The sequence below is a fragment of the Curtobacterium sp. AB7 genome, from assembly GCF_044909335.1.
In the GTDB taxonomy this organism is placed as follows: domain Bacteria; phylum Actinomycetota; class Actinomycetes; order Actinomycetales; family Microbacteriaceae; genus Curtobacterium.
In genome coordinates this window covers 192246-213457 of the sequence record NZ_JBIYED010000004.1, presented here as the reverse complement: position 1 = coordinate 213457, position 21212 = coordinate 192246, and the positions used below count along the sequence as shown (strand labels likewise).

The following is a 21212-nucleotide window of genomic DNA, read 5'->3' as shown; positions in this document are numbered from 1 at the left end:
CGCGGACTACTTCTTCTTCGACGAGAGGGCGTCGGCGCCGCCGACGATCTCGGAGATCTGCTGCGTGATCTCCGCCTGACGCGCGTTGTTCGCGAGTCGGGTGAAGTCACGGATCAGCGAGTCCGCGTTGTCGCTGGCCGCCTTCATCGCCTTCTGACGGGCGGCGTGCTCGGAAGCAGCCGACTGCAGCATGGCGTTGAAGATGCGGCTCTCGATGTAGACCGGGAGCAGCGAGTCGAGCACCGCATCGGCGTCCGGCTCGAACTCGTAGAGCGGCAGGGGCTCGTTGCCCTCGGGCTCCTCGACCCCTTCGACGACCTCGAGGGGCAGCAGGCGAACGACCTGCGGCTCCTGCGTCGCCAGGCTGAGGAACCGGTTGAACACGATGTGGATCTCGTCCACGCCGCCCTCCGCGGTGTCCTGGAGGAACTTCGCCACGACGGCGTCGCCGATCTCCTTGGCCGTCGAGAACTCGGGCTGGTCGGTGTTGCCGACCCACTGCTGCTCCGACGCGCGCTCACGGAACGCGAAGTACCCGACGGACTTGCGGCCGACCAGGTAGTAGACGACGTCCTTGCCCTCGCTGCGGAGCAGGGAGGCGAGCTCCTCGCCCTGCTTGAGGACGTTCGTGCTGAACGCGCCGTTCAGGCCGCGGTCCGAGGTGAAGAGCACCACGGCCGCACGGGTCGAGGACTCCGGCTCGGTGGTCAGCACGTGGTCGACGTTCGAGAACGTCGCCACGGCCGACACCGCACGCGTCACGGCTCGCGAGTACGGGCCGGACGCAGCCATGCGGGCCTGCGCCTTCTGGATCCGCGACGCCGAGATCAGTTCCATCGCGCGAGTGACCTTCTTCGTGGTCTTCGCGGACTTGATTCGCTGTCGGTAGACCCGGACCTGCGCTGCCATCTAGCGACGACCCTTGACGATCTGCTCCTGGTCGACGTCCTCGGCGTCTGCCGCGTCGAACTGCTCGGAGCCGAGGGTCTTGCCGTCGCTCGTCTGGAAGCTCTTCGAGAACTCGTCGATCTGCTTTGACATCTCGGCGACGGTCTCGTCGCTGAGCTGGTTCGTCTCCCGCAGGGTCGTGAGGACCTCGGAGTTGCGACGCAGGTGGTCGAGCAGTTCGGACTCGAAGCGCAGCACGTCCGGCACCGGGACGGTGTCGAGCTTGCCGTTCGTGCCGGCCCAGATCGAGACGACCTGCTCCTCGACCGGGTACGGCGAGTACTGCGGCTGCTTGAGGAGCTCGGTCAAACGGGCACCACGGTCCAGCTGACGACGCGACGCCTGGTCGAGGTCGGACGCGAACATCGCGAACGCCTCGAGGGAGCGGTACTGCGCCAGCTCGAGCTTCAGCGTGCCGGAGACCTTCTTGATCGACTTGACCTGGGCGTCACCACCGACGCGGGACACCGAGATGCCCACGTCGACAGCCGGACGCTGGTTCGCGTTGAAGAGGTCCGACTGCAGGAAGATCTGGCCGTCGGTGATGGAGATGACGTTGGTCGGGATGTACGCCGAGACGTCGTTCGCCTTGGTCTCGATGATCGGGAGACCCGTCATCGAACCGGCGCCGAGCTCGTCGGACAGCTTCGCGCAACGCTCCAGCAGACGGGAGTGCAGGTAGAAGACGTCACCCGGGTACGCCTCGCGCCCCGGCGGACGACGCAGGAGGAGCGACACGGCGCGGTAGGCCTCAGCCTGCTTCGACAGGTCGTCGAAGATGATGAGGACGTGCTTGCCGGAGTACATCCAGTGCTGGCCGATGGCCGAACCGGTGTACGGGGCGAGGTACTTGAAGCCGGCCGGGTCGGACGCGGGGGCGGCGACGATGGTGGTGTACTCCATCGCACCGGCGTCCTCGAGTGCGCCCTTGACGGAGGCGATCGTGGAGCCCTTCTGACCGATCGCGACGTAGATGCAGCGGACCTGCTTGTCCTCGTCGCCGGACTCCCAGTTGGCCTTCTGGTTGATGATCGTGTCGATCGCGATGGCCGTCTTGCCGGTCTGGCGGTCGCCGATGATCAGCTGACGCTGACCGCGGCCGACGGGGATCATCGCGTCGATGGCCTTGATGCCGGTCTGCAGCGGCTCGTGCACCGACTTGCGGGACATGACGCCGGGAGCCTGGAGCTCGAGGGCACGACGCCCTTCGGCTGCGATCTCGCCGAGGCCGTCGATCGGGGCGCCGAGCGGGTCGACGACGCGACCGAGGAAGCCGTCACCGACGGGGGCCGAGAGGACCTCACCGGTACGCGTGACTTCCATGCCTTCTTCGATGCCGGCGAACTCGCCGAGCACGATCGCGCCGATCTCGTCTTCGTCGAGGTTCTGCGCGAGGCCGAGCGTGCCGTCCGCGAAGCGGATGAGCTCGTTGGCCATGACGCCGGGGAGGCCCTCGACGTGCGCGATGCCGTCACCGGCGTCGGTGACGTGCCCGACCTCGGCCGTGGAGGCCTTCGTCGGCTCGTAGTTCGAGACGAAGTCCTTCAGGGCATCACGGATCTCATCGGGGCTGATGGTGATGTCTGCCATGGGATTTTCCTTGTGGTTTTCCGGGGCCCTTCGGCTCCGAGAGGGTGACGCTGCCGGACTCGGCAGTTCCCGTTGTGGACTTGGGAGGAGCGGCTTCGACCGTACGCCTAGCCGGCGAGCTGGAGCCGGAGCTCCGAGAGCCGCGTGGACACGGTGCCGTCGATGACGTCGCCGCCGATCTGCACCCGGACCCCGCCGACGACCGTGGGGTCGACGACCTGGTTGATGCTGATGTCCTTGCCGTAGCGCTCGGCCAGACCGCGTGCAACGCGTGCCGACTGGGCGGTCGTGAGTGCCGTGGCGGTGACCACGGTCGCGACGAGCTTGCCGTCCTGCTCGGCCACGATGCGCGAGGCATCACGGACGAGTTCACCGATGCGGCGGCCGCGAGGCTGCTGCACGAGCGCGGAGACGATCGTCACGGTCTGCTGCGACGCCTTGGCACCGAGGAGCCGCTCGACGAGCGCGCCCTTCTGCGCCGGGCTGCCGAGCTTCGTGCCGAGCGCCAGCTCGAGGCCGGCGTCCGAACGGACGGCGGTCTCGAAGGCGAACAGCTCGGACTCGATCGGTGAGCCCGGACCCGCGGTGGCGGCGACGGCGCGGATGCCCGCGTCCTCGATGCCGGCGAGCAGGTCCTGCTGCGAGGACCAGCGTGAGCCGGCCACTGCCGTCAGGACCGCACGAGTCGCGTGCGACTGGCCGGCGAAGACGCGGTCGATGAGGACCTTCTTGCCGGCCGGGTCGGCCGTCGGGTCGGACAGCAGCCCGAGCAGCTGCGGCGCACCGGCGATCGCACGCCCGGAGGCGAGGATCTCGGCACCCGCGGCCAGGTCGGCGCTCGAACCGAGGTCCGAGAGCACCGCCCTGGTGGACGCGAGTGCTTCTCTGGTAGCGCTGCGCATGCTCAGTGCTCCCCCGTCTTCGTGGCCTGCGAGGCCTCGAGGTCGGCGAGGAAGCGGTCGACGACTGCCGACGACTTGGCGTCGTCCTTGAGCGATTCGCCGATCACACCGGACGCGAGGTCGAGGGCAAGGGTGCCCACCTCGGACCGGAGCGACTGGACGGCGCTCTGACGCTCGGCTTCGATCTGCGCCTGGGCGTTGGCCGTGATGCGTGCTGCATCGGCCGCTGCCTGCTCGCGGACCTCGTTGCCGATCGCCGTGGCGTCGGCGCGGGCCTGCTCACGGATGCGGGACGCCTCGGAGCGGGCGTCGGCGAGCTGCTTGTTGTACTCGTCGAGCGCAGCAGCGGCCTGCTCCTGAGCAGCCTCTGCCTTCTTGATGCCACCCTCGATGGCCTCAGTGCGCTCATCGAGCATCTTCGTGATGCGCGGCGTGACGACACGCCACATCACCACGAGGATGATGAGGAAGGCCACCGCGGACCACACGATGTCGTACAGCGGCGGAATGAGGGGGTTGTGCGTCTCCTCCGCCGCGATGATGAGTGCGTTGTGCATCGAGGAACCTTAGTTCGTGAAGATGAAGTACGTGGCGATGCCGATGAAGGCCAGGGCCTCGGTGAAGGCGATACCGATGTACATGAGGGTCGTCAGGCGGCCCTGGAGCTCGGGCTGGCGGGCGACGGACTCGATCGTCTTGCCGACGACGATGCCGACACCGATGGCCGGGCCGATCGCAGCGAGGCCGTAGCCAACCGTCGCGATGTTGCCGTTGATCTCCGCGAGAACGGTCGTTGCGTCCACGTGTTTTCCTTTCGAGGTGCGGGTCCGACGGTTGCCGGTCCCGTAGGGGGTCAGTGAGGAATCAGTGCTCGTCAGCCAGCGCCAGCTGGATGTAGACGGCGGTGAGGAGCATGAAGACGTAGGCCTGCAGCAGCGCGACGAGGATCTCGAAGAAGCTGAACGCGATGCCGAACGCGAGGGTCCCGACGCCGAAGGCCTTGAAGCCGAGCGAAGCGTCGAAGAAGAAGAACTGCGTGGCCGAGAAGAACAGGACGAGCAGCAGGTGCCCGACGACCATGTTCATCAGGAGTCGCAGGGTGAGCGTCACCGGACGGAGCACGAAGGTCGAGACGAGCTCGATCGGCGTCACGATGATGTAGAGGAACCACGGCACCCCGGGCGGGAAGAGCGAGTTCCGGAGGAACGTGCCCGGGTGCTTGCGCAGGCCGGCGTAGATGAACGCGACGTAAGCGACGATCGCGAGGATCATCGGCATCGCGATGCGACTGGTGCCGGCGAGGTTCATGCCCGGGATCAGACCGGTCAGGTTCATGAACAGCACGCCGAAGAAGATCGTCGCCAGGAGCGGCAGGAATCGCTTGCCGTCCTTCTCTCCGAGGTTGTCGAAGGTGTTGCGACGAACGACGTCGAACGCGTACTCGATGAACGCCTGACCGCGGTTCGGGACGAGCTTCAGCGCGCGGGTTCCCACGAAGGCGAACACCAGGAGCACGGCGACGGCGAAGAAGCGGATGAGGACGACCCGATCGATCTCGAACGGCGTCCCGGCGAAGAAGATCGCATCCGGGAAGAACTCGTTGATCGACGGACCATGGAACTCGGCGGCCTTGCTGCTCCCCGCCGCAACGGTGTCAACCGCAGCAGAGAGGGACAGGGGAAGAGCGTGGGATAGCAGCGCTGTCTCCTGTGTCGGCGCGCGCACATCATGGCACGCGATGGTGGACGTTGTGGAGGCTTGCCCGCTCCGAGCGAAAGGCTCCGGTGGCGGACTCCGAGAAGCCTATCAGGTGCGAGAGGCTTCCCGGCTTCTCAGTTGCGGGGGGTCGGGTTCTCAGCGTGCGCGGAGCCACCGGACCCGTCGCCGGGCAGCTGCACGCCGATCGGGATGCGGGCCTTCGCCACCGCGACGACGTCGATGACCAGGGACCCGACGACCCCCGCGATGATCACGATCGCGAGCACCGGGAAGTCCACCCAGGTGCGGTCCTTCAGGGCCACGAGCAGCACGATGAACACGATGAACTTGAGCAGCCAGGTGCCCATCACGATGCCGAAGAAGGCGCCGGAGATCATCTGGCCCTTGGACACCCGCAGCGCGACGAGGACACTGACCGCGGTGAGGCCGAGGAACACCACGCTGAGCACGGCTCCGAGCAGGCCGCCGATGAGCCCGGGAGTGTCGGCGACGAGCAGTCCCACGACTCCCCCGACGATCGCCAGAGCGACCGCGAGCACGGCGCCCCACGTGATGATGCGGCGGAACACCGGCCGGACGTGGTCGAGCGCGTTCGGTGCGGTCACGTGATGTCTCCTGGGATCGTGCGGTCGTTGGCGGCCCGGTCGAGCGGGTCGAGGCTGGCGTCCACCACGGCGGCGGAGCGGTTGGCGGTCTGGGCGGCGATCTCGGTGCGCTTCCGGCCGAGCGGCGCGAACGTGGCGACGGCGCACACGGTGAAGCCGACCGCGACGAAGGCGACCACCCAGTACCAGTCCACGAACAGGAACAGCAGGCACCCGACCGCGACGGTGGCGGTCCACGCGTAGAAGATCAGCACGGCGTGGAAGTGCGAGTGCCCCATGTCGAGCAGGCGGTGGTGCAGGTGCTTGCGGTCGGCCGAGAACGGCGACTTGCCCGCGCTGAGCCGTCGGGTGACCGCGAGACCGAAGTCCAGGATCGGCACGATCAAGATCGCGAAGGGCAGCAGGATCGGGATGAACGCCGGCAGCAGCGCCTGGCGTGTCTGCACCGCGGCGGGGTCGATGTTGCCCGTGACCGACACCGCACTCGTGGCCATCAGGAAGCCGACGAGCAGCGCTCCCGCGTCGCCCATGAACAGCTTGGCCGGGTGCCAGTTCAGGATGAGGAACCCGAAGCAGGACCCGACGAGCACCGCCGTCAGCAGTGACGGCAGGTTGAAGAAGAACTCGGTCTGCACGACCACGCGGTTGATGAAGAACGTGTAGAGGAAGAACACCCCGCCGGCGATGATCGCGACCCCGGCGACCAGGCCGTCGAGTCCGTCGATGAAGTTCACCGCGTTCATCACGAGCACCACCGCCAGCACCGTGAAGATCAGGCTCATGTAGGACGAGCCGACGCCCAGCGTGTTGCCGATCGGCAGCGACACGATCGCGACGCCCTGCCAGGCGAGGATGCCCGCGGCGATGATCTGCCCCGCGAGCTTCGTCATCCAGTCGAGGTCCCAGATGTCGTCCGCGACGCCGAGGACCACGATGATCGTCGCTCCCCCGAGCACCGCCAGCACGCGCCCGGGTTCGGAGAACACGAGCCGGAAGTAGTCGGTCCCCGCGATCGACGGGAACAGGAACCACGCCGCCAACAGCGACACGATGACGCCGATGTACATCGCGATCCCGCCGAGGCGTGGCGTGGGCGTGCGGTGCACGTCGCGTTCGCGGACCTGGGGGTACCACTTGTACTTGAGCCCGAGCTTCCACACCAGCACGCTGACCAGGAAGCTCACGACCGCGGCGATCGCCCCCGCCAGCAGGTAGTACTTCATCCGACGAGGTCGGCTCCGACGACCCGGATGATCTCGTCGTCGGAGATCACCCCGTGCCGGACGATGCGGAGCTTCCCGCCGTCCGACAGCCCCGTCGCGTCGACGATCGTCGACCCGGTGGAGGCCTCGAAGCCGTCGTGCTCGCCGATCGCCCCGCCGTCCAGGTACACGGCGACGCTGTCCCCGAGCATCCGCTCGGCGGCGTCGACGTCCATCGCGGCCGGGTCACCGGTCGAGTTCGCGGACGAGACCGCGAGCGGACCGACCTCTTGCAGGAGCTCGAGCGCGATCCGCGAGTCCGGCATCCGCAGGGCGACCGTGCCCCGCGTCTCGCCGAGGTCCCAGTCGAGCGACGGCTGCGCGCGCAGGATCACGGTCAGGCCGCCGGGCCAGAACTCGGCGACGAGGTCGCGCACCTGCTGCGGCACGTCGCTCGCGAGCGCGTCGAGCGTCGGCGGGCCGGGGATCAGCACCGGCGGCGGCGACTGCCGCGTCCGGCCCTTCGCGTCGAGCAGCCGCTGGACGGCGGCCGCGTTGAAGGCGTCCGCGGCGAGGCCGTAGACGGTGTCGGTGGGGACGACGACGAGGTCTCCGCGCCCGAGGGCGGCACGTGCGAGCCGCATCCCGGTCAGGAGCCCGTCGGAGTCGGTGCAGTCGTATCGGGATGCCATGACTCGACGATGATAGTGCGACACAATGGAGGACATCGTGAACGAGTCCCCTGCGCCCCGCCTCCTGTTCCTCTTCGACATGGACGACGTCCTGGTCCGGTACGACTGGCAGGTGCGGATGGCCGCACTCTCCGAGTTCACCGGACACGAGTTCGAGGAGCTCCGTCGCCGCTGGTGGGACTGCGGCCACGAGATGCGTGCCGAGGCCGGCGACTTCGCCGACGGCGACGAGTACCTCGCCGCGTTCGAGCGGGCCATGGAGTGCGACGTCCCCGAGGCCGAGTGGGCGCGCATCCGCGGATCCGCGATGACCGAGCTGCCGGAACGCATCGAGGCCGTCCGGATCGCGAGCGAGCACGGGCGTGTCGGCCTGCTCACCAACAACGGGCCGCTCGCGGGGCGGTGGATCCACCAGTGGGCGCCGTCACTGCCGGGGCTGTTCGGCGAGCACCTGGACACGTCGAGCAACTTCGGCGCCCGCAAGCCCGAGCCCGAGGTCTTCCGCCGCGCGATGGAGCACCACGGCGTGCCCGCCGAGCGCACGTTCTTCGCCGACGACATGCCGGAGAACATCGCGGGTGCCCGGAGCGTCGGCATCCACGCGGTCCTCGTCGAGCGCGACACCGACCTGCGCGAGCACGTCCGCGCCTTCGTCGCGCAGCAGCGCGAGGCCTCCCCCGTCGCCTGATCCTTCCCATCACGTTCGCGATGGGAACCAGAAACGGGCGTACCTGGTCGTTCCGAACGACCAGGTACGCCCGTTTCCGCTGAGCACGACACACCGACCGGGAGGCCCGGGGGCGTCCGACTACCGGGTCGCGGTGGTCGTGCGGTCGCGACCCGTCAGGTCGACGTGCGTCTCCGAGGTCCGGAACCCCCGGCGCGCGAGGACCTCGCGCACGCCGGCGCCCTGCGGCTCGGCGTGCTCGATGACGAGCACCCCGCCGGGCACGAGCAGCCGCCACGCCGTCTCGGCCAGGGCGCGCACGGCGTCGAGGCCGTCCGGTCCGCCGTACAGCGCCATCGCGGGGTCGTGGTCGCGGACCTCGGGGTCGATCGGGATCGCGTCGTCCGGTACGTAGGGCGGGTTCGACACGACGACCGAGACGGTGCCGTCGAGTTCGGGCAGCGCATCGGCGAGGTCGCCCTCGACGAGGCGCACCGTGCCGCCGTGGGCGTCGATGTTCCGGCGGGTCCAGGGCAGGGCCTCGGGCGACCGCTCGACGGCGTACACGACGGCGTTCGGCACCTCGGTGTCCATGGCGATCGCGATCGCACCGCTGCCGGACCCGAGGTCGACTCCGATCGGCGCCGGCACCGCGACTGCCCGGAGCGCGTCGATGCCGAACTGCACGACGCCCTCGGTCTCGGGGCGGGGCACGAAGACCCCGGGGCCGACCGCCAGGGTCAGTGCACGGAAGTACGCCTGCCCGGTGATGTGCTGCAGCGGCTCGCGGGTGCTCCGCCGGGCGATCGCGTGCCGGAAGCGCTCGACGTGCTCCGGAGCGATCGCGCCCCCGGTCATCGCACGGGCCTGGACGGCACCGCGCGAGGTGTCGGTCGCCCACGCGAGCAGCAGCTCGGCGTCGACCTGGGGCGTCGGGACGCCGGATGCGACGAGCGCCGCGGCCGCCTGCTCGAGCAGGCGATCCGCGGCGAACGTGCGGGGCGTGTCGGAGGTGATCCGTGCCTCCAGGGTTACGCGTCCTGGTCGCCGATGGCGGCCAGACGTGCCTCTTCGTCCGCCTGGATGGCGGACTGGACGACGGGCTCGAGTGCACCGTTCATGACGCGGTCCAGGTCGTACGCCTTGTAGCCGGTGCGGTGGTCCGCGATCCGGTTCTCCGGGAAGTTGTACGTCCGGATGCGCTCCGAGCGGTCCATCCCGCGGATCTGCGACTTGCGCGCATCCGAGGCGATCGCGTCGAGCTCCTCCTGCTGCCGCGCGAGGATGCGTGCGCGGAGCACGCGCATGCCGGCCTCACGGTTCTGCAGCTGCGACTTCTCGTTCTGCATCGCCACCGTGATGCCCGTGGGCAGGTGGGTGATGCGGACCGCGGAGTCCGTCGTGTTGACGGACTGCCCGCCGGGGCCGGACGACCGGTACACATCGATCTTCAGGTCGTTCTGGTTGATCGCGACCTCTTCGGGCTCGTCGACCTCGGGGAACACCAGCACGCCGGTCGTCGAGGTGTGGATGCGCCCCTGCGACTCGGTCTGCGGCACGCGCTGCACACGGTGCACGCCGCCCTCGTACTTCAGGTGCGCCCAGACGCCCTGCGACGGGTCGGTCGTGTTCGACTTGATCGCGACCTGGACGTCCTTGTAGCCACCCAGGTCGGACTCGGTGCGCTCGAGGAGCTCGACCTTCCAGCCCTTGGTCTCGGCGTAGTGCGAGTACATGCGCAGGAGGTCGGCCGCGAACAGCGCCGATTCCTCGCCGCCCTCGCCGCCCTTGATCTCCATGATCACGTCGCGTCCGTCGTCGGGGTCGCGCGGGATGAGCAGCCGGCGGAGACGCTCCTGGCGCTCCGCCAACTGCTCCTCGAGCCCGGGGACCTCGTCCGCGAACGCCGAGTCCTCACGCGCGAGCTCCTGGGCGGCGGCGAGGTCGTCCCCCGCCGCCTGCCAGGACTCGTACGCGGACTTGATCTGGTTGAGCTCGGCGTAGCGCCGGTTCACCTTCTTCGCCCGGGCCGCATCGGCGTGGAGCGCGGGGTCCGACAGCTGCTGCGTCAGGTCCTCGTGTTCCGCCAGCAGCCCTGCCACCGACTCGAACACGCGTTACTCCTGGTGACCGTTGTGGTGAGCGCCGCCGGTCGTCGGGACCGACTTCTGCACCTGCACCAGGAACTCGACGTTCGACTGCGTCTCCTTGAGGTTCCGCAGCACGATCTCGAGGGCCTGCTGCGGGTCGAGCCCGGCGAGGGCTCGGCGCAGACGCCAGGTGATCTTGACCTCGTCGGCGGAGAGCAGCTGCTCCTCGCGACGGGTACCGGAGGCGTTGACGTCGACGGCCGGGAAGATCCGCTTGTCCGCCAGGTGACGGTTCAGGCGGAGCTCCATGTTGCCGGTGCCCTTGAACTCCTCGAAGATGACCTCGTCCATCTTGGAACCGGTCTCGACGAGCGCGGTGGCGAGGATGGTCAGCGAGCCGCCGTCCTCGATGTTGCGCGCCGCACCGAAGAAGCGCTTCGGCGGGTAGAGCGCCGCCGAGTCGACGCCACCGGAGAGCACGCGGCCCGACGCCGGGGTCGACAGGTTGTAGGCACGGCCCAGACGGGTGATCGAGTCGAGCAGGAGCACGACGTCGTGGCCCAGTTCCACCAGGCGCTTCGCACGCTCGATGGCGAGCTCGGCGACCGTGGTGTGGTCCTCGGCTGGACGGTCGAAGGTCGAGGCGATGACCTCGCCCTTCACCGTGCGCTGCATGTCGGTGACCTCTTCGGGCCGCTCGTCGACGAGGACGACCATGAGGTGCGCCTCGGGGTTGTTCTTCGCGACGGCGCCCGCGATGGCCTGCAGCACGACGGTCTTACCGGCCTTGGGCGGCGAGACGATGAGGCCGCGCTGGCCCTTGCCGATCGGCGACACGAGGTCGATGATGCGGGTGCTCAGCTTGCCCGGCTCCGTCTCGAGGCGCAGGCGCTCGTTCGGGTACAGCGGGGTGAGGTCCGAGAACTCGACGCGAGCCGCTGCTTCTTCGGCGGTCTGGCCGTTGACCGAGTCGACGGTCACGAGCGCGTTGTACTTCTGACGGCTCTGCTGCTCGTTGTCACGGGGCTGCTTGATCGAACCGACGACGGCGTCGCCCTTGCGCAGGTGGTACTTCTTCACCTGGCCGAGGGAGACGTAGACGTCGTTCGGTCCGGGCAGGTAGCCCGTGGTGCGGACGAACGCGTAGTTGTCGAGGACGTCGAGGATGCCCGCGATCGGGATCAGCACGTCGTCCTCGGTGACCTCGGGCTCGAAGTCGTCGTTCTGGCCGCCACGGCCGCGCTTGCGGTCACGCTGGCGACGGCTACGGCCACCCTCGGTGTCGTCGGCGTTCTGCTGGGCCTGCTGGCCCTGCTTCTGCTGACCGTTCTGCTTCTGCTGGTTCGCCGCCTGCTGCTTCTGCTCGGCGCGGTCGTCCTGCTTCGCGTCGCGCTGCTTGGCGTCGCCCTGCTTCGGGTCGCCCTGCTTGGCGTCGCCCTGCTTCTGCTGGTCGCCGCCGTTCTGCTTCTGCTGGCCGCCCTGCTGGTGCTGCTGGCCGTCCTGCTGCTCGCCGTTCTGCTCGCCGTTCTCGGCGTTCTGCCCACGGCCACGACCGCGACCACGGCTGCGACGGCCGCGACGCGGACCGCCTTCACCGTTCTGGTCGCCGGAGTCGGCGGCACCGGACTGGTCCTGCGACTCGCCCTCGGTGCTCTGCTGCTCGGTGCGCGCCGGCTGCTCGGTGCGGGCCGGCTGCTCGGTCTGGGCAGGTGCCGAGGTCGGCGTCTGCTGCTCGGCCGACTCGTTCGGCTGCTGGGCCTGCTGGTCGGCACCGCGCTGGCCGCGGCCGCGACGCTGCCCACCGGTCTGTGACTGGGCGGCTTCCTGGGCGTCCTTCTCGGCACGCACCTGGTCGAGGCCCGCGAGCAGGTCCTCGGTGCCGGTGTGGCCGGCGTTGGTGTGCTCGGCGGCCGAGGTCGGGCCGGCGTTCACGGTGCCACCGGAGGACGCACGGCGCGAACGGCGGACACGCGACGGCGCGGCCGGCTCGTTCTCGACGGCGGGGGCCTCGGGGTCGGCGACCGGAGCGGTCGGTGCCTCGGCTGCGGGCTCCGGCAGCGTCGGCTGCTCGGTCACCGGCGCCGTGGCGGGGGTCGTGGCGGGCGCTGCCGCGGCGGGGACGTCGTCCGTGACGGGGCGCTTGTCCTCGATCGAGGCGATGAGGTCGCCCTTGCGGAGCTTCGAGAGCCCGGTGATGCCGAGCGAGGAGGCGATGCGCTGGAGTTCCGGCAGGCGGAGGGCGCGCAGGTCGCTGGGGATCTCCACCGGGGTGGAGTTGTTGTCGGTCAAGGTCGGTGTTTCCTTTCGAACCGCAGAACGCGGAGAGTTTCCACCGTCCCGGATGCACGGGTATGCATCGACCGCCGTTCAGACGACGGACCGGGATTCGGTGATCAGAAAGAGAGTGCCCCCGCGCACCGGACCCTGCGCTGCGTCGGAGCTGGCCACGGGATGGGACCCATGGCACGAGCAGTCCGGGCGACTACGCGGGTTCGGCTTCGAGCGCCGAGTGCGCCACCACTGTAGCACCACCGAGATCGACGGCCAGCATGAGCGCGCGCCAGTCGGATTCCCCGTGTCGGGCGACGAGATCCGCGGCCGTGAGCCGTTGTGCCGGGTCACTGCCGAGCACGAGCAGGCTCGGTCCGGCCCCCGACACGACGGCCGCGAGGCCGTGCTGCCGGAGCAGTCCGATCAGTGCGTCGGTCTCGGGCATCGCGCTGGCCCGGTACGCCTGGTGCAGGCGGTCCTCGGTCGCGGCGAGCAGGAGCTCGGGGCTCTGGATGAGCGCGGCGACGAGCAGCGCGGAGCGGGAGACGTTGAACGCGGCGTCGGCGTGCGGGACGTTCTCGGGCTGCAGGGAGCGGGCGAGCTTCGTCGACAGCGTGGACGTCGGCACGAACACGACCGGTGCGACGCCGCGGTGCACCAGCAGCCGCTTGTACGCGGGTCCCTCGGCCGTCATCCACGCGATGGTGAGCCCACCGAACAGTGCCGGGGCGACGTTGTCCGGGTGCCCCTCCATCTCGGTGGCCAGGCTCAGCAGGGTCGAGGCGTCCAGGTCGACGATGCCCTCGAGCAGCCCGCGGGCCGCCATCAGGCCGGCGACGATGGCCGCCGCCGAGGAACCGAGCCCGCGGCCGTGCGGGATCGCGTTCGTGGCGTGCAGCTCGAGGCCGGGCTGGTCGACGCCGGCGTGCTCGAGGCCGCGGCGGACGGCACGCACGACCAGGTTCGTGTCGTCGGTGGCGACCTCGCCGGCACCGACGCCCCGCACCGTGACGGTGGCACCGGGTTCCGGGCGGACCCGGACGACGACCTCGTCGTACAGCGAGAGCGCGAGACCGAGCGAGTCGAACCCCGGCCCGAGGTTGGCGGACGTCGCCGGCACGCGGACGCGCACGGCCCGTCCGGCGGGCACAGCGTGGACCGCCCGTCCGGCCGGTACAGCACTGTGGGCGGTGACGCCCTCCCCCGGTCCGGACGAGCGGTCGAGGCTCACTGCGCCGCGACCAGTCCGAGCACGTCGGCGATCGACTTGGTGTCGACCGGCACGCTCGTCGGGGTGACCTCGCTGCCGTCCTCGGTGCGCAGGGCCCACTGCGGGTCCTTCAGGCCGTGGCCGGTGACGGTGATGACGACCTTCGCGCCCTTCGGCACGACGCCGGCATCGGCACGCTCGAGCAGCCCGGCGACACCGATGGCCGACGCGGGCTCGACGAAGACGCCGACCTCGGCCGACAGGATGTGGTGCGCGGCGAGGATCGCCTCGTCCGAGATCGCGCCGAAGTAGCCGTCGGTCTCGTCACGGGCCTCGAGGGCGAACTGCCACGAGGCCGGGTTGCCGATGCGGATCGCGGAGGCGATGGTGTCGGGGTTCTTGACGACCTCGCCACGGACGATCGGTGCGGAACCGGCGGCCTGGAACCCGAACATCCGCGGGAGCTTCGTCGTGCGACCGGCGGCCACGTCCTCGCGGTAGCCGCGGGAGTACGCGGTGTAGTTGCCCGCGTTGCCGACCGGCAGGAAGTGGAAGTCCGGGGCGTCGCCGAGGACGTCGACGACCTCGAACGCGGCGGTCTTCTGACCCTCGATGCGGTCGTTGTTGACCGAGTTGACGAGGTGCACCGGGTAGTTCGCCGCCAGGTCTCGGGCGATGTCGAGGCAGTCGTCGAAGTTGCCCTGGACCTGCAGCAGCTGGGCGTCGTGGGCGACGGCCTGGCTGAGCTTGCCCATGGCGATCTTGCCCTCGGGCACGAGCACCGCGGCGGTGATGCCGGCGTGCGTGGCGTACGCGGCGGCCGAGGCGCTGGTGTTGCCGGTCGAGGCGCAGATGACGGCCTTCGCGCCGTGCTCGACGGCCTTCGAGATCGCCATCGTCATGCCGCGGTCCTTGAAGGACCCGGTCGGGTTCATGCCCTCGAACTTGACGTAGACCTCGGCGCCGGTGCGCTCGGAGAGCCGACGAGCCGGGATGAGGGGCGTGCCGCCCTCACCGAGCGTGACGATCGGCGTCGCCTCGGTCACGTCGAGTCGGTCGGCGTACTCGCGCAGGACTCCCTGCCACTGGTGGGCCATCAGGCTTCTCTCTCTGTCCGGTGGGTCGGTCTGGTTTCGGTTCTGGGTCGGCCTGGAGGCCCGTGGTGCGTCAGGCGCCGACGAAGCGCAGGACGCTGGTCACGTCCAGGACCACGTCTTCGCCGCGGAGCGCGCGGACGGTGTCCGCCAGGTCGGCTTCGCGCGCCAGGTGCGTGCCGATGACGAGCGCTGCCGTCCCCTCGGAGGCACCCGTGGTGGTCTGTTCGACGGTCTCGACGCTCACGCCGTGCTTCGCGAGCACGCCGGCGACCGTCGACAGCACGCCGGGGGCGTCCGTGACGTGCAGGGTGATCTGGTAGCGCGTGCGGACGGTGCCGATCGGGAAGACGGGCAGGTCCGACTGGGTCGACTCCGCGACACCCGGGCCGCCGATGACGTGCCGACGTGCGGCGGAAACCAGGTCGCCGAGGACGGCAGAGGCGGTCTCGACACCACCGGCACCGGCGCCGTAGAACATGAGGTCGCCGGCGGCCTCGGCCTCGACGAACACGGCGTTCTTCGCGCCGTGCACGCTCGCCAGGGGGTGCGACTCCGGCACGAGGGCCGGGTACACGCGGGCGCTGACGCCCTCGCGGCCGTCCTCGTCGGTGAGCCGCTCGGCGGTCGCCAGGATCTTCACGACGTAGCCGGCCTTGCGCGCGGCGCGGACCTGCTCGATGGTGACCGAGGTGATGCCCTCGCGGTGCACGGCGGCGAGCGGCACCGAGGTGTGGAACGCGAGCGAGGCCAGGATCGCGGCCTTCTGCGCGGCGTCGTAGCCCTCGATGTCGGCGGTCGGGTCGGCCTCGGCGTACCCGAGCTCGGTCGCGGTCGCCAGGGCGTCCTCGAACGTGGCGCCCTCGCGGTCCATCAGGTCGAGGATGAAGTTCGTGGTGCCGTTGACGATGCCCATGATCCGCTCGATGCGGTCACCCGCGAGCGAGTCGTGCAGTGGGCGGATGATCGGGATGGCACCGGCGACGGCGGCCTCGTAGTACAGCTGCGCGCCGACCTGTTCGGCCACCGCGAAGAGCTCCGGACCGTGGGTCGCGAGGAGCGCCTTGTTGCCGGTCACGACGTCCGCGCCGGACTGCAGCGCCTGCAGCACGAGCGTGCGCGCCGGCTCGATGCCGCCGATCAGCTCGACGACGATGTCGGCACCGAGGATGAGCGACTCGGCGTCGGTCGTGTAGAGGTCCTTCGGCAGGTCGACGTCACGCGCGGCGTCGACGTCGCGCACGGCGATCCCGACGAGTTCGAGGCCGGCACCGGCGCGCGAGGCGAGTTCGTCGGCGTGCTCGAGCAGGAGCCGCGCGACCTGGGACCCGACCGAGCCGGCCCCGAGCAGCGCGACGCGGACGTTGCGGTATTCGATCATCTGGAGTTGGTTCCTGTTCGTCGGGTCAGCGGCCGGTGCCGGCGTGGGGCACGGGGCGGACGCCGGTGTCGCGGGCGAGGAGGTCGTCGATCGACTCGCCCCGCACGAGGATACGGGCTGCGCCGTCCGCCACGGCGACGACCGGCGGGCGGCCCACGTGGTTGTAGTTGCTCGACAGCGCCCAGCAGTACGCGCCGGTGGCCGCGACGGCGAGCAGGTCACCGCGCTCGACGTCACCCGGCAGGTACTCGTCGTTCACCACGATGTCCCCGCTCTCGCAGTGCTTCCCGACGACGCGGGTGAGCACGGCGGGCGCCTCGGACGCCCGGGCGAGGCGAGCGGTGTAGTCGGCGCCGTACAGGGCAGGCCGGGCGTTGTCGCTCATCCCGCCGTCGACGGAGACGTAGGTGCGGGTGGCGTGGCCGGTGTCCGGGTCGCCGGTCTCGAGCGCGACGGGCTTGATCGTGCCGACGCGGTAGAGCGTGATGCCCGCCGGCCCGACGATGTAGCGACCGGGCTCGACCGCGACCTCGGGCACCGGGATGTCCCGCTCGGCGCAGGCCTCGGCGATGATCGCGGCGAGGGCGTCCGCGACGTCCTCGGGCGCGAAGGCAGAGTCGGCCTCGGTGTAGTCGATGCCCCAGCCGCCGCCGAGGTTCAGCTCGGGCACCGGACCGGTCTCGACGAGGGTGGCGTGCACGTCCATCAGGCGTCGAGCGGCCTCGCGGAACCCGGACTCGTCGAAGATCTGCGAACCGATGTGCGAGTGCAGCCCGACGAACACGAGCGACGACTCGGCGCGCACGGCCTCGGCGGCGGTGACGGCCTCGGTGAGCGGGATGCCGAACTTCTGGTCCTCGCGCGCGGTCGCCAGGTACTCGTGGGTGGACGCGTGGACGCCGCTGTTGATGCGGATCCGGACGCGCTGCACCACCCCGGCGTCGGCAGCGGCACGGGCGACGCGCTGGACCTCTTCGTGGCTGTCGAGCACGATCGTGCCGACGCCGACCTCGACCGCGCGGGCGATCTCGGCGTCGGACTTGTCGTTGCCGTGGAAGCCGAGCATCGCCGGGTCGATGCCGGCGGCCAGGGCGACCGCGAGCTCCCCGCCGGTGCAGACGTCCACGCGCAGGTCGGCCTCGGCCATCCACGCCACGACCTGCGTCGTCAGGAACGCCTTGCCGGCGTAGTAGACGTGCGCACGGGTGCCGATGCCCTCGAACGCCTCGGTGAACGCGTTCCGCACCCGGACCGCGCGGGACTGCACGTCCCGCTCGTCGACGACGTACAGCGGGGTGCCGTACTGCCGGACGAGGTCCGTGGCGCTGACACCGCCGACCGCCAGGTCGCCGTCGTCGGTCCGCGTCGCGGACGCGGGCCAGATCCGGTCCACCAGCTCGGAGGCATCCGTCGGGAACCGCAGTCGCGGCGGTGCAAGGGGGTTCTCGCTCACGGGACCCGATCCTACCGACGCGAGCCGCGCCTCCCGGCCGCGTTACGCACCACGGGGTCAGCCGCAGCTGCCGACCGTCTGCAGGCCCTGCTCGTTGAGCGGCAGCGCGTCCGCGGTGATGCGCACCGTCGCGTCGGCCTTCGAGACGTCGAGCGAGCGCACGCGGAGCGCCTCGGGCAGGAACTGCGCCGTGCAGACCTGCACCGGCACGTTCGTCACGCCGGGGATCGAGTCGACCTTGAGACCGAGGTCGGAATTGGTGATCCGCACGCTCTTCGGGGTGATCGTGATGCCGCGGCCGTCGTCCTGCGCGACCACGTCGCCCTTCGCCGCGTAGGTGATGTCGTAGCCGAGCACCGCCGTGGACCCGGACAGCTCGACGCCGCCGTCCACCAGGGTGAGCCGGTCGAACAGCGGGCTGTACTTGGACAGGTCCTCCACGCTCGACGACGCCAGGGTGACCGTGCCGTCGACGTCGTGCACGTCGCCCTTGCCGTCCACCGGGACGTCCTTCGCGGTGACGTCGGCAGCGAGCGGGATGCCGTCGACGGTGAGCTTCTCGGACGTGATCTCGACCTGGTCGAGGGTGCCGCTGATCAGCTGCGGGATGACGATGCCGTCGGCGTGCGCCTCGACCTGGCCCGTGGTGCCGTCGGGCAGCGACTGCTCGACCTGCTGGGCGATGATGCGGTCGACGACCCCGCGGAGCACGAACTCGGCGATCACGACGAGGGCGGCGAGCACGACGACGACCACGATCAGGACGACGGGCCAGCGGCGGCGGGTGGTGGCGGTGGACATGCCTCCCAGCCTTCCACGTGGTCCCGTCAGCCTGCCTGGAGGCGCGGTGCGCGGGGCGGGGCGCGGTGCGTCGGGAGGCCCGCTCGATCGCGCCCCGCCACGGTCATCGCGCCCCCGCACACCGGGGTGCGATGACCGTCAGGGGGCGCGTCACGACAACGGCTCGGCCGTCTGCTCGTGACGCCGCTGCCGCTACATGCGGGACGGAGCGCTCACGCCGAGCAGGCCGAGGCCGTTGCGGACGACCTGGCCGGTGGCGTCGTTCAGCCACAGGCGCGTGCGGTGCAGGTCGGTGACCGGTTCGTCGCCGAGCGGGGTCACGCGGCAGGCGTCGTACCAGCGGTGGTACAGGCCCGCGAGCTGCTCGATGTACCGGGCGATGCGGTGCGGCTCGCGGAGCTCCGCGGCGTGGCGCACCACGCGCGGGTACTCGGCGAGGGCGCCGAGCAGCGCACCCTCGGAGTCGTGCGTCAACAGCGAGGCGTCGAACACGGAGCGATCGACCCCGGCGGCCTCGGCGTTGCGGGCCACCGACTGGGTGCGTGCGTGGGCGTACTGCACGTAGAACACCGGGTTGTCGTTGGTGCGCTTGACGAGCAGGTCGAGGTCGATGTCGATCGCGGTGTCGCTGGCGAACCGGACGAGCGAGTAGCGGCCGGCGTCGACGCCCACGGCGTCGACGAGGTCCTCCATCGTGACGATGGTGCCGTTGCGCTTCGACATGCGCATCGGCTCGCCGTCCTTGAGCAGGTTGACCATCTGCCCGATCAGGATCTCGAGGTTCGTGCCCGGCTCGTCGCCGAACGCGGCGCACATCGCCATCATCCGACCGACGTAGCCGTGGTGGTCCGCGCCGAGCATGATCAGGTTGCGCTCGAAGCCGCGCTCGCGCTTGTCGAGGTAGTACGCCAGGTCGCCGGCGATGTACGCGGGCTCGCCGTCGGACTTGATGACCACGCGGTCGCGGTCGTCGCCGAAGTCGGTCGTGCGGAGCCACTCGGCGCCCTCGGCCTCGTACATCACACCCGACGACCGCAGCCGTGCGATGGCACGCTCGACGGCCTTCGACTCGTGCAGGGCGTTCTCGTGGAAGTAGACGTCGAAGTCGACGCCGAAGTCGTGCAGCGACGACTTGATGTCGGCGAACATGAAGTCGACGCCCTCGCGCCGGAAGAGTTCCTGCGCCTCGTCGCGCGGCAGGTCCCTCACGTCGACCGAGGGGTCGAGCGTCGCGATGACGCGCGCTGCGATCTCGGCGATGTACGCGCCGCCGTAGCCGTCCTCCGGCGTGGGCTCACCGAGCGCCGACGCCACGAGCGAGCGGGCGAAGCGGTCGATCTGCGCGCCGTGGTCGTTGAAGTAGTACTCGCGGGTGACGAGGCCGCCCTGCGCCTGGAACACGCGGGCCAGACTGTCGCCGACCGCCGCCCAGCGCACGCCGCCCATGTGGATCGGGCCGGTCGGGTTCGCCGACACGAACTCCAGGTTGATCCGGACGCCGTCGTACAGGTCGCCGTGTCCGAAGGCGTCGCCGCCCTCGACGATGGTGCGGGCGATCTCACCGGCCGCTGCGGCCTCGAGCGTGATGTTGATGAACCCCGGGCCGGCGACGTCGACCGAGGCCACGCCGTCGAGCTCGGTCAGCTCGCCGGCGATCTCCGTCGCGAGCTCGCGCGGGTTCGTGCCGATGCGCTTCGCGAGCTGCATCGCGGCGTTCGATGCCCAGTCGCCGTGCGCGCGGTTCTTCGGACGCTCGAGCACCACGTGGGAGTCCTCGATCGTCACGGTCTCGGACGCGCCTCGTCGCTCGACGATCCCGGTCAGGATCGACAGGTACGCGGCGGAGAGTTCGGCAGGAGTCACGGCGGACGAGTCTACCGGGACACCCAGGTGCACGCCGGACGATGGGCCATCATGTCGGGATGACCACCCGAAGCCGTGCCCGGGCGTGCTCCGTCGCCGTCGTCACCGTCGCAGCAGCACTCGCCCTGTCGGCCTGTTCGGGCGGCGGGGACAGCGACCCGACGCCCAGCGCGGCCCCGGTGGGCAAGACGGTGTCGCAGACCTGCGCCGAGCTCCTGCCGACCGAGGCCCTGTCCGTGTACGGGACGACCTTCGCGCTCGACGACTCCTTCACCCCGGCGAAGGGCTCCCCCGCCGCGACGATCGCGAAGCAGCGGGGTCGCGTCTGCCAGTTCGTCGCCACCGACGACGACACCGAGACGATCACCCTGGCGGTCGCCGACCTGCCTGAGAAGTCGCTCACGAACCTGAAGGACGCGCTGTACGACCGGGGCGGATCGGTCCCCACCTACCGCGTCGAGGGCTACTTCGCGTTGAACGACGCCGTCGGCCGCGCGGACGCCTTCGCCGACCCGTACTGGATCACCACGCAGTCGACGCTGTTCACCGAGCCCGGCGGCGCACAGCCGGTCGTCGACGCGGTGCGCGCAGCGCTGCAGCCGTCAGGGTCGGCGACGGCGACGGCGACGGCGACGCCCGCGGGCTGACGCGCCCGCGCCGGCACGGTGCCGGGTCCGCCGCCCGGTGCGAGGGTGCACGCCTGGTGCGCGCTTGCAGCGCCGCA

The 21212-nt window shown here is 70.2% G+C and carries 20 protein-coding genes; 2 read left to right on the top strand and 18 right to left on the bottom strand.

Features of this window, described 5'->3' with window-relative positions:
- Window positions 1-6: 6 nt before the first annotated feature.
- The 9 genes from ABH929_RS11250 to ABH929_RS11210 all read right to left on the bottom strand — a co-directional run bounded on the left by ABH929_RS11250 (window position 7) and on the right by ABH929_RS11210 (window position 7658).
- Window positions 7-909: a F0F1 ATP synthase subunit gamma gene (locus ABH929_RS11250; protein WP_123312398.1), complete on the bottom strand. Its 903-nt coding sequence runs from the start codon at window positions 907-909 to the stop codon at window positions 7-9.
- Window positions 910-2538 carry a F0F1 ATP synthase subunit alpha gene (atpA, locus tag ABH929_RS11245; protein ID WP_123312397.1) on the bottom strand — a complete coding sequence of 543 codons (1629 nt, stop codon included), beginning with the start codon at window positions 2536-2538 and terminating at the stop codon, window positions 910-912. It lies immediately after the preceding gene.
- Between the two features lie 107 nt (window positions 2539-2645).
- Window positions 2646-3440: a F0F1 ATP synthase subunit delta gene (locus ABH929_RS11240; RefSeq protein ID WP_404561300.1), complete on the bottom strand. Its 795-nt coding sequence runs from the start codon at window positions 3438-3440 to the stop codon at window positions 2646-2648.
- 2 nt (window positions 3441-3442) lie between these two features.
- Window positions 3443-3997 (bottom strand): F0F1 ATP synthase subunit B, encoded by a 555-nt coding sequence (locus ABH929_RS11235; RefSeq protein WP_123937768.1) that lies wholly within the window; start codon window positions 3995-3997, stop codon window positions 3443-3445.
- Between the two features lie 9 nt (window positions 3998-4006).
- Window positions 4007-4243 carry an ATP synthase F0 subunit C gene (atpE, locus tag ABH929_RS11230; RefSeq protein WP_027465781.1) on the bottom strand — a complete coding sequence of 79 codons (237 nt, stop codon included), beginning with the start codon at window positions 4241-4243 and terminating at the stop codon, window positions 4007-4009.
- Between the two features lie 61 nt (window positions 4244-4304).
- Window positions 4305-5165 (bottom strand): F0F1 ATP synthase subunit A, encoded by an 861-nt coding sequence (atpB, locus tag ABH929_RS11225; RefSeq protein ID WP_333925860.1) that lies wholly within the window; start codon window positions 5163-5165, stop codon window positions 4305-4307.
- 107 nt (window positions 5166-5272) lie between these two features.
- Window positions 5273-5764 carry a hypothetical protein gene (locus ABH929_RS11220; protein WP_404561297.1) on the bottom strand — a complete coding sequence of 164 codons (492 nt, stop codon included), beginning with the start codon at window positions 5762-5764 and terminating at the stop codon, window positions 5273-5275.
- A complete protein-coding gene (locus ABH929_RS11215) occupies window positions 5761-6987 on the bottom strand; it encodes an MraY family glycosyltransferase (protein WP_111083866.1) in 1227 nt (408 codons plus the stop codon). Before ABH929_RS11215 ends, ABH929_RS11220 begins: the two co-directional genes overlap by 4 nt.
- A complete protein-coding gene (locus ABH929_RS11210; RefSeq protein ID WP_404561296.1) occupies window positions 6984-7658 on the bottom strand; it encodes an L-threonylcarbamoyladenylate synthase in 675 nt (224 codons plus the stop codon). Before ABH929_RS11210 ends, ABH929_RS11215 begins: the two co-directional genes overlap by 4 nt.
- A 37-nt stretch (window positions 7659-7695) precedes the next feature.
- Here ABH929_RS11210 and ABH929_RS11205 point away from each other — a divergent pair, with 37 nt between their 5' ends.
- Window positions 7696-8346 (top strand): HAD family hydrolase, encoded by a 651-nt coding sequence (locus tag ABH929_RS11205; protein ID WP_404561295.1) that lies wholly within the window; start codon window positions 7696-7698, stop codon window positions 8344-8346.
- A 120-nt stretch (window positions 8347-8466) separates the two neighbouring features.
- Here ABH929_RS11205 and prmC read toward each other — a convergent pair whose 3' ends face one another.
- The 9 genes from prmC to argS all read right to left on the bottom strand — a co-directional run bounded on the left by prmC (window position 8467) and on the right by argS (window position 20488).
- The gene (gene prmC / locus ABH929_RS11200; RefSeq protein ID WP_404561356.1) at window positions 8467-9342 is read right to left on the bottom strand and encodes a peptide chain release factor N(5)-glutamine methyltransferase; all 876 of its coding nucleotides are present in this window, start codon (window positions 9340-9342) and stop codon (window positions 8467-8469) included.
- A gap of 14 nt (window positions 9343-9356) precedes the next feature.
- The gene (gene prfA, locus ABH929_RS11195) at window positions 9357-10439 is read right to left on the bottom strand and encodes a peptide chain release factor 1 (RefSeq protein ID WP_111083862.1); all 1083 of its coding nucleotides are present in this window, start codon (window positions 10437-10439) and stop codon (window positions 9357-9359) included.
- Between the two features lie 3 nt (window positions 10440-10442).
- Window positions 10443-12704 (bottom strand): transcription termination factor Rho, encoded by a 2262-nt coding sequence (gene rho / locus ABH929_RS11190; RefSeq protein ID WP_404561293.1) that lies wholly within the window; start codon window positions 12702-12704, stop codon window positions 10443-10445.
- Between the two features lie 193 nt (window positions 12705-12897).
- On the bottom strand, window positions 12898-13836 hold the full coding sequence (gene thrB / locus ABH929_RS11185) for a homoserine kinase (RefSeq protein WP_404561292.1): 939 nt from the start codon (window positions 13834-13836) through the stop codon (window positions 12898-12900).
- Window positions 13837-13913: 77 nt separating this feature from the next.
- On the bottom strand, window positions 13914-14993 hold the full coding sequence (thrC, locus tag ABH929_RS11180) for a threonine synthase (protein WP_123294272.1): 1080 nt from the start codon (window positions 14991-14993) through the stop codon (window positions 13914-13916).
- Window positions 14994-15063: 70 nt separating this feature from the next.
- Window positions 15064-16371 (bottom strand): homoserine dehydrogenase, encoded by a 1308-nt coding sequence (locus ABH929_RS11175; RefSeq protein WP_404561291.1) that lies wholly within the window; start codon window positions 16369-16371, stop codon window positions 15064-15066.
- A 25-nt stretch (window positions 16372-16396) separates the two neighbouring features.
- Window positions 16397-17824 carry a diaminopimelate decarboxylase gene (gene lysA, locus ABH929_RS11170; RefSeq protein WP_404561290.1) on the bottom strand — a complete coding sequence of 476 codons (1428 nt, stop codon included), beginning with the start codon at window positions 17822-17824 and terminating at the stop codon, window positions 16397-16399.
- Between the two features lie 57 nt (window positions 17825-17881).
- Complete coding sequence (locus tag ABH929_RS11165; protein WP_263090545.1) at window positions 17882-18625, bottom strand: DUF2993 domain-containing protein; 744 nt, start codon at window positions 18623-18625, stop codon at window positions 17882-17884.
- Between the two features lie 192 nt (window positions 18626-18817).
- Window positions 18818-20488: an arginine--tRNA ligase gene (argS, locus tag ABH929_RS11160; protein ID WP_404561289.1), complete on the bottom strand. Its 1671-nt coding sequence runs from the start codon at window positions 20486-20488 to the stop codon at window positions 18818-18820.
- Between the two features lie 59 nt (window positions 20489-20547).
- On the opposite strand from argS, the gene ABH929_RS11155 reads away from it, so the two are divergent.
- Complete coding sequence (locus ABH929_RS11155; protein ID WP_404561287.1) at window positions 20548-21135, top strand: hypothetical protein; 588 nt, start codon at window positions 20548-20550, stop codon at window positions 21133-21135.
- The last annotated feature ends 77 nt before the right edge of the window (window positions 21136-21212 follow it).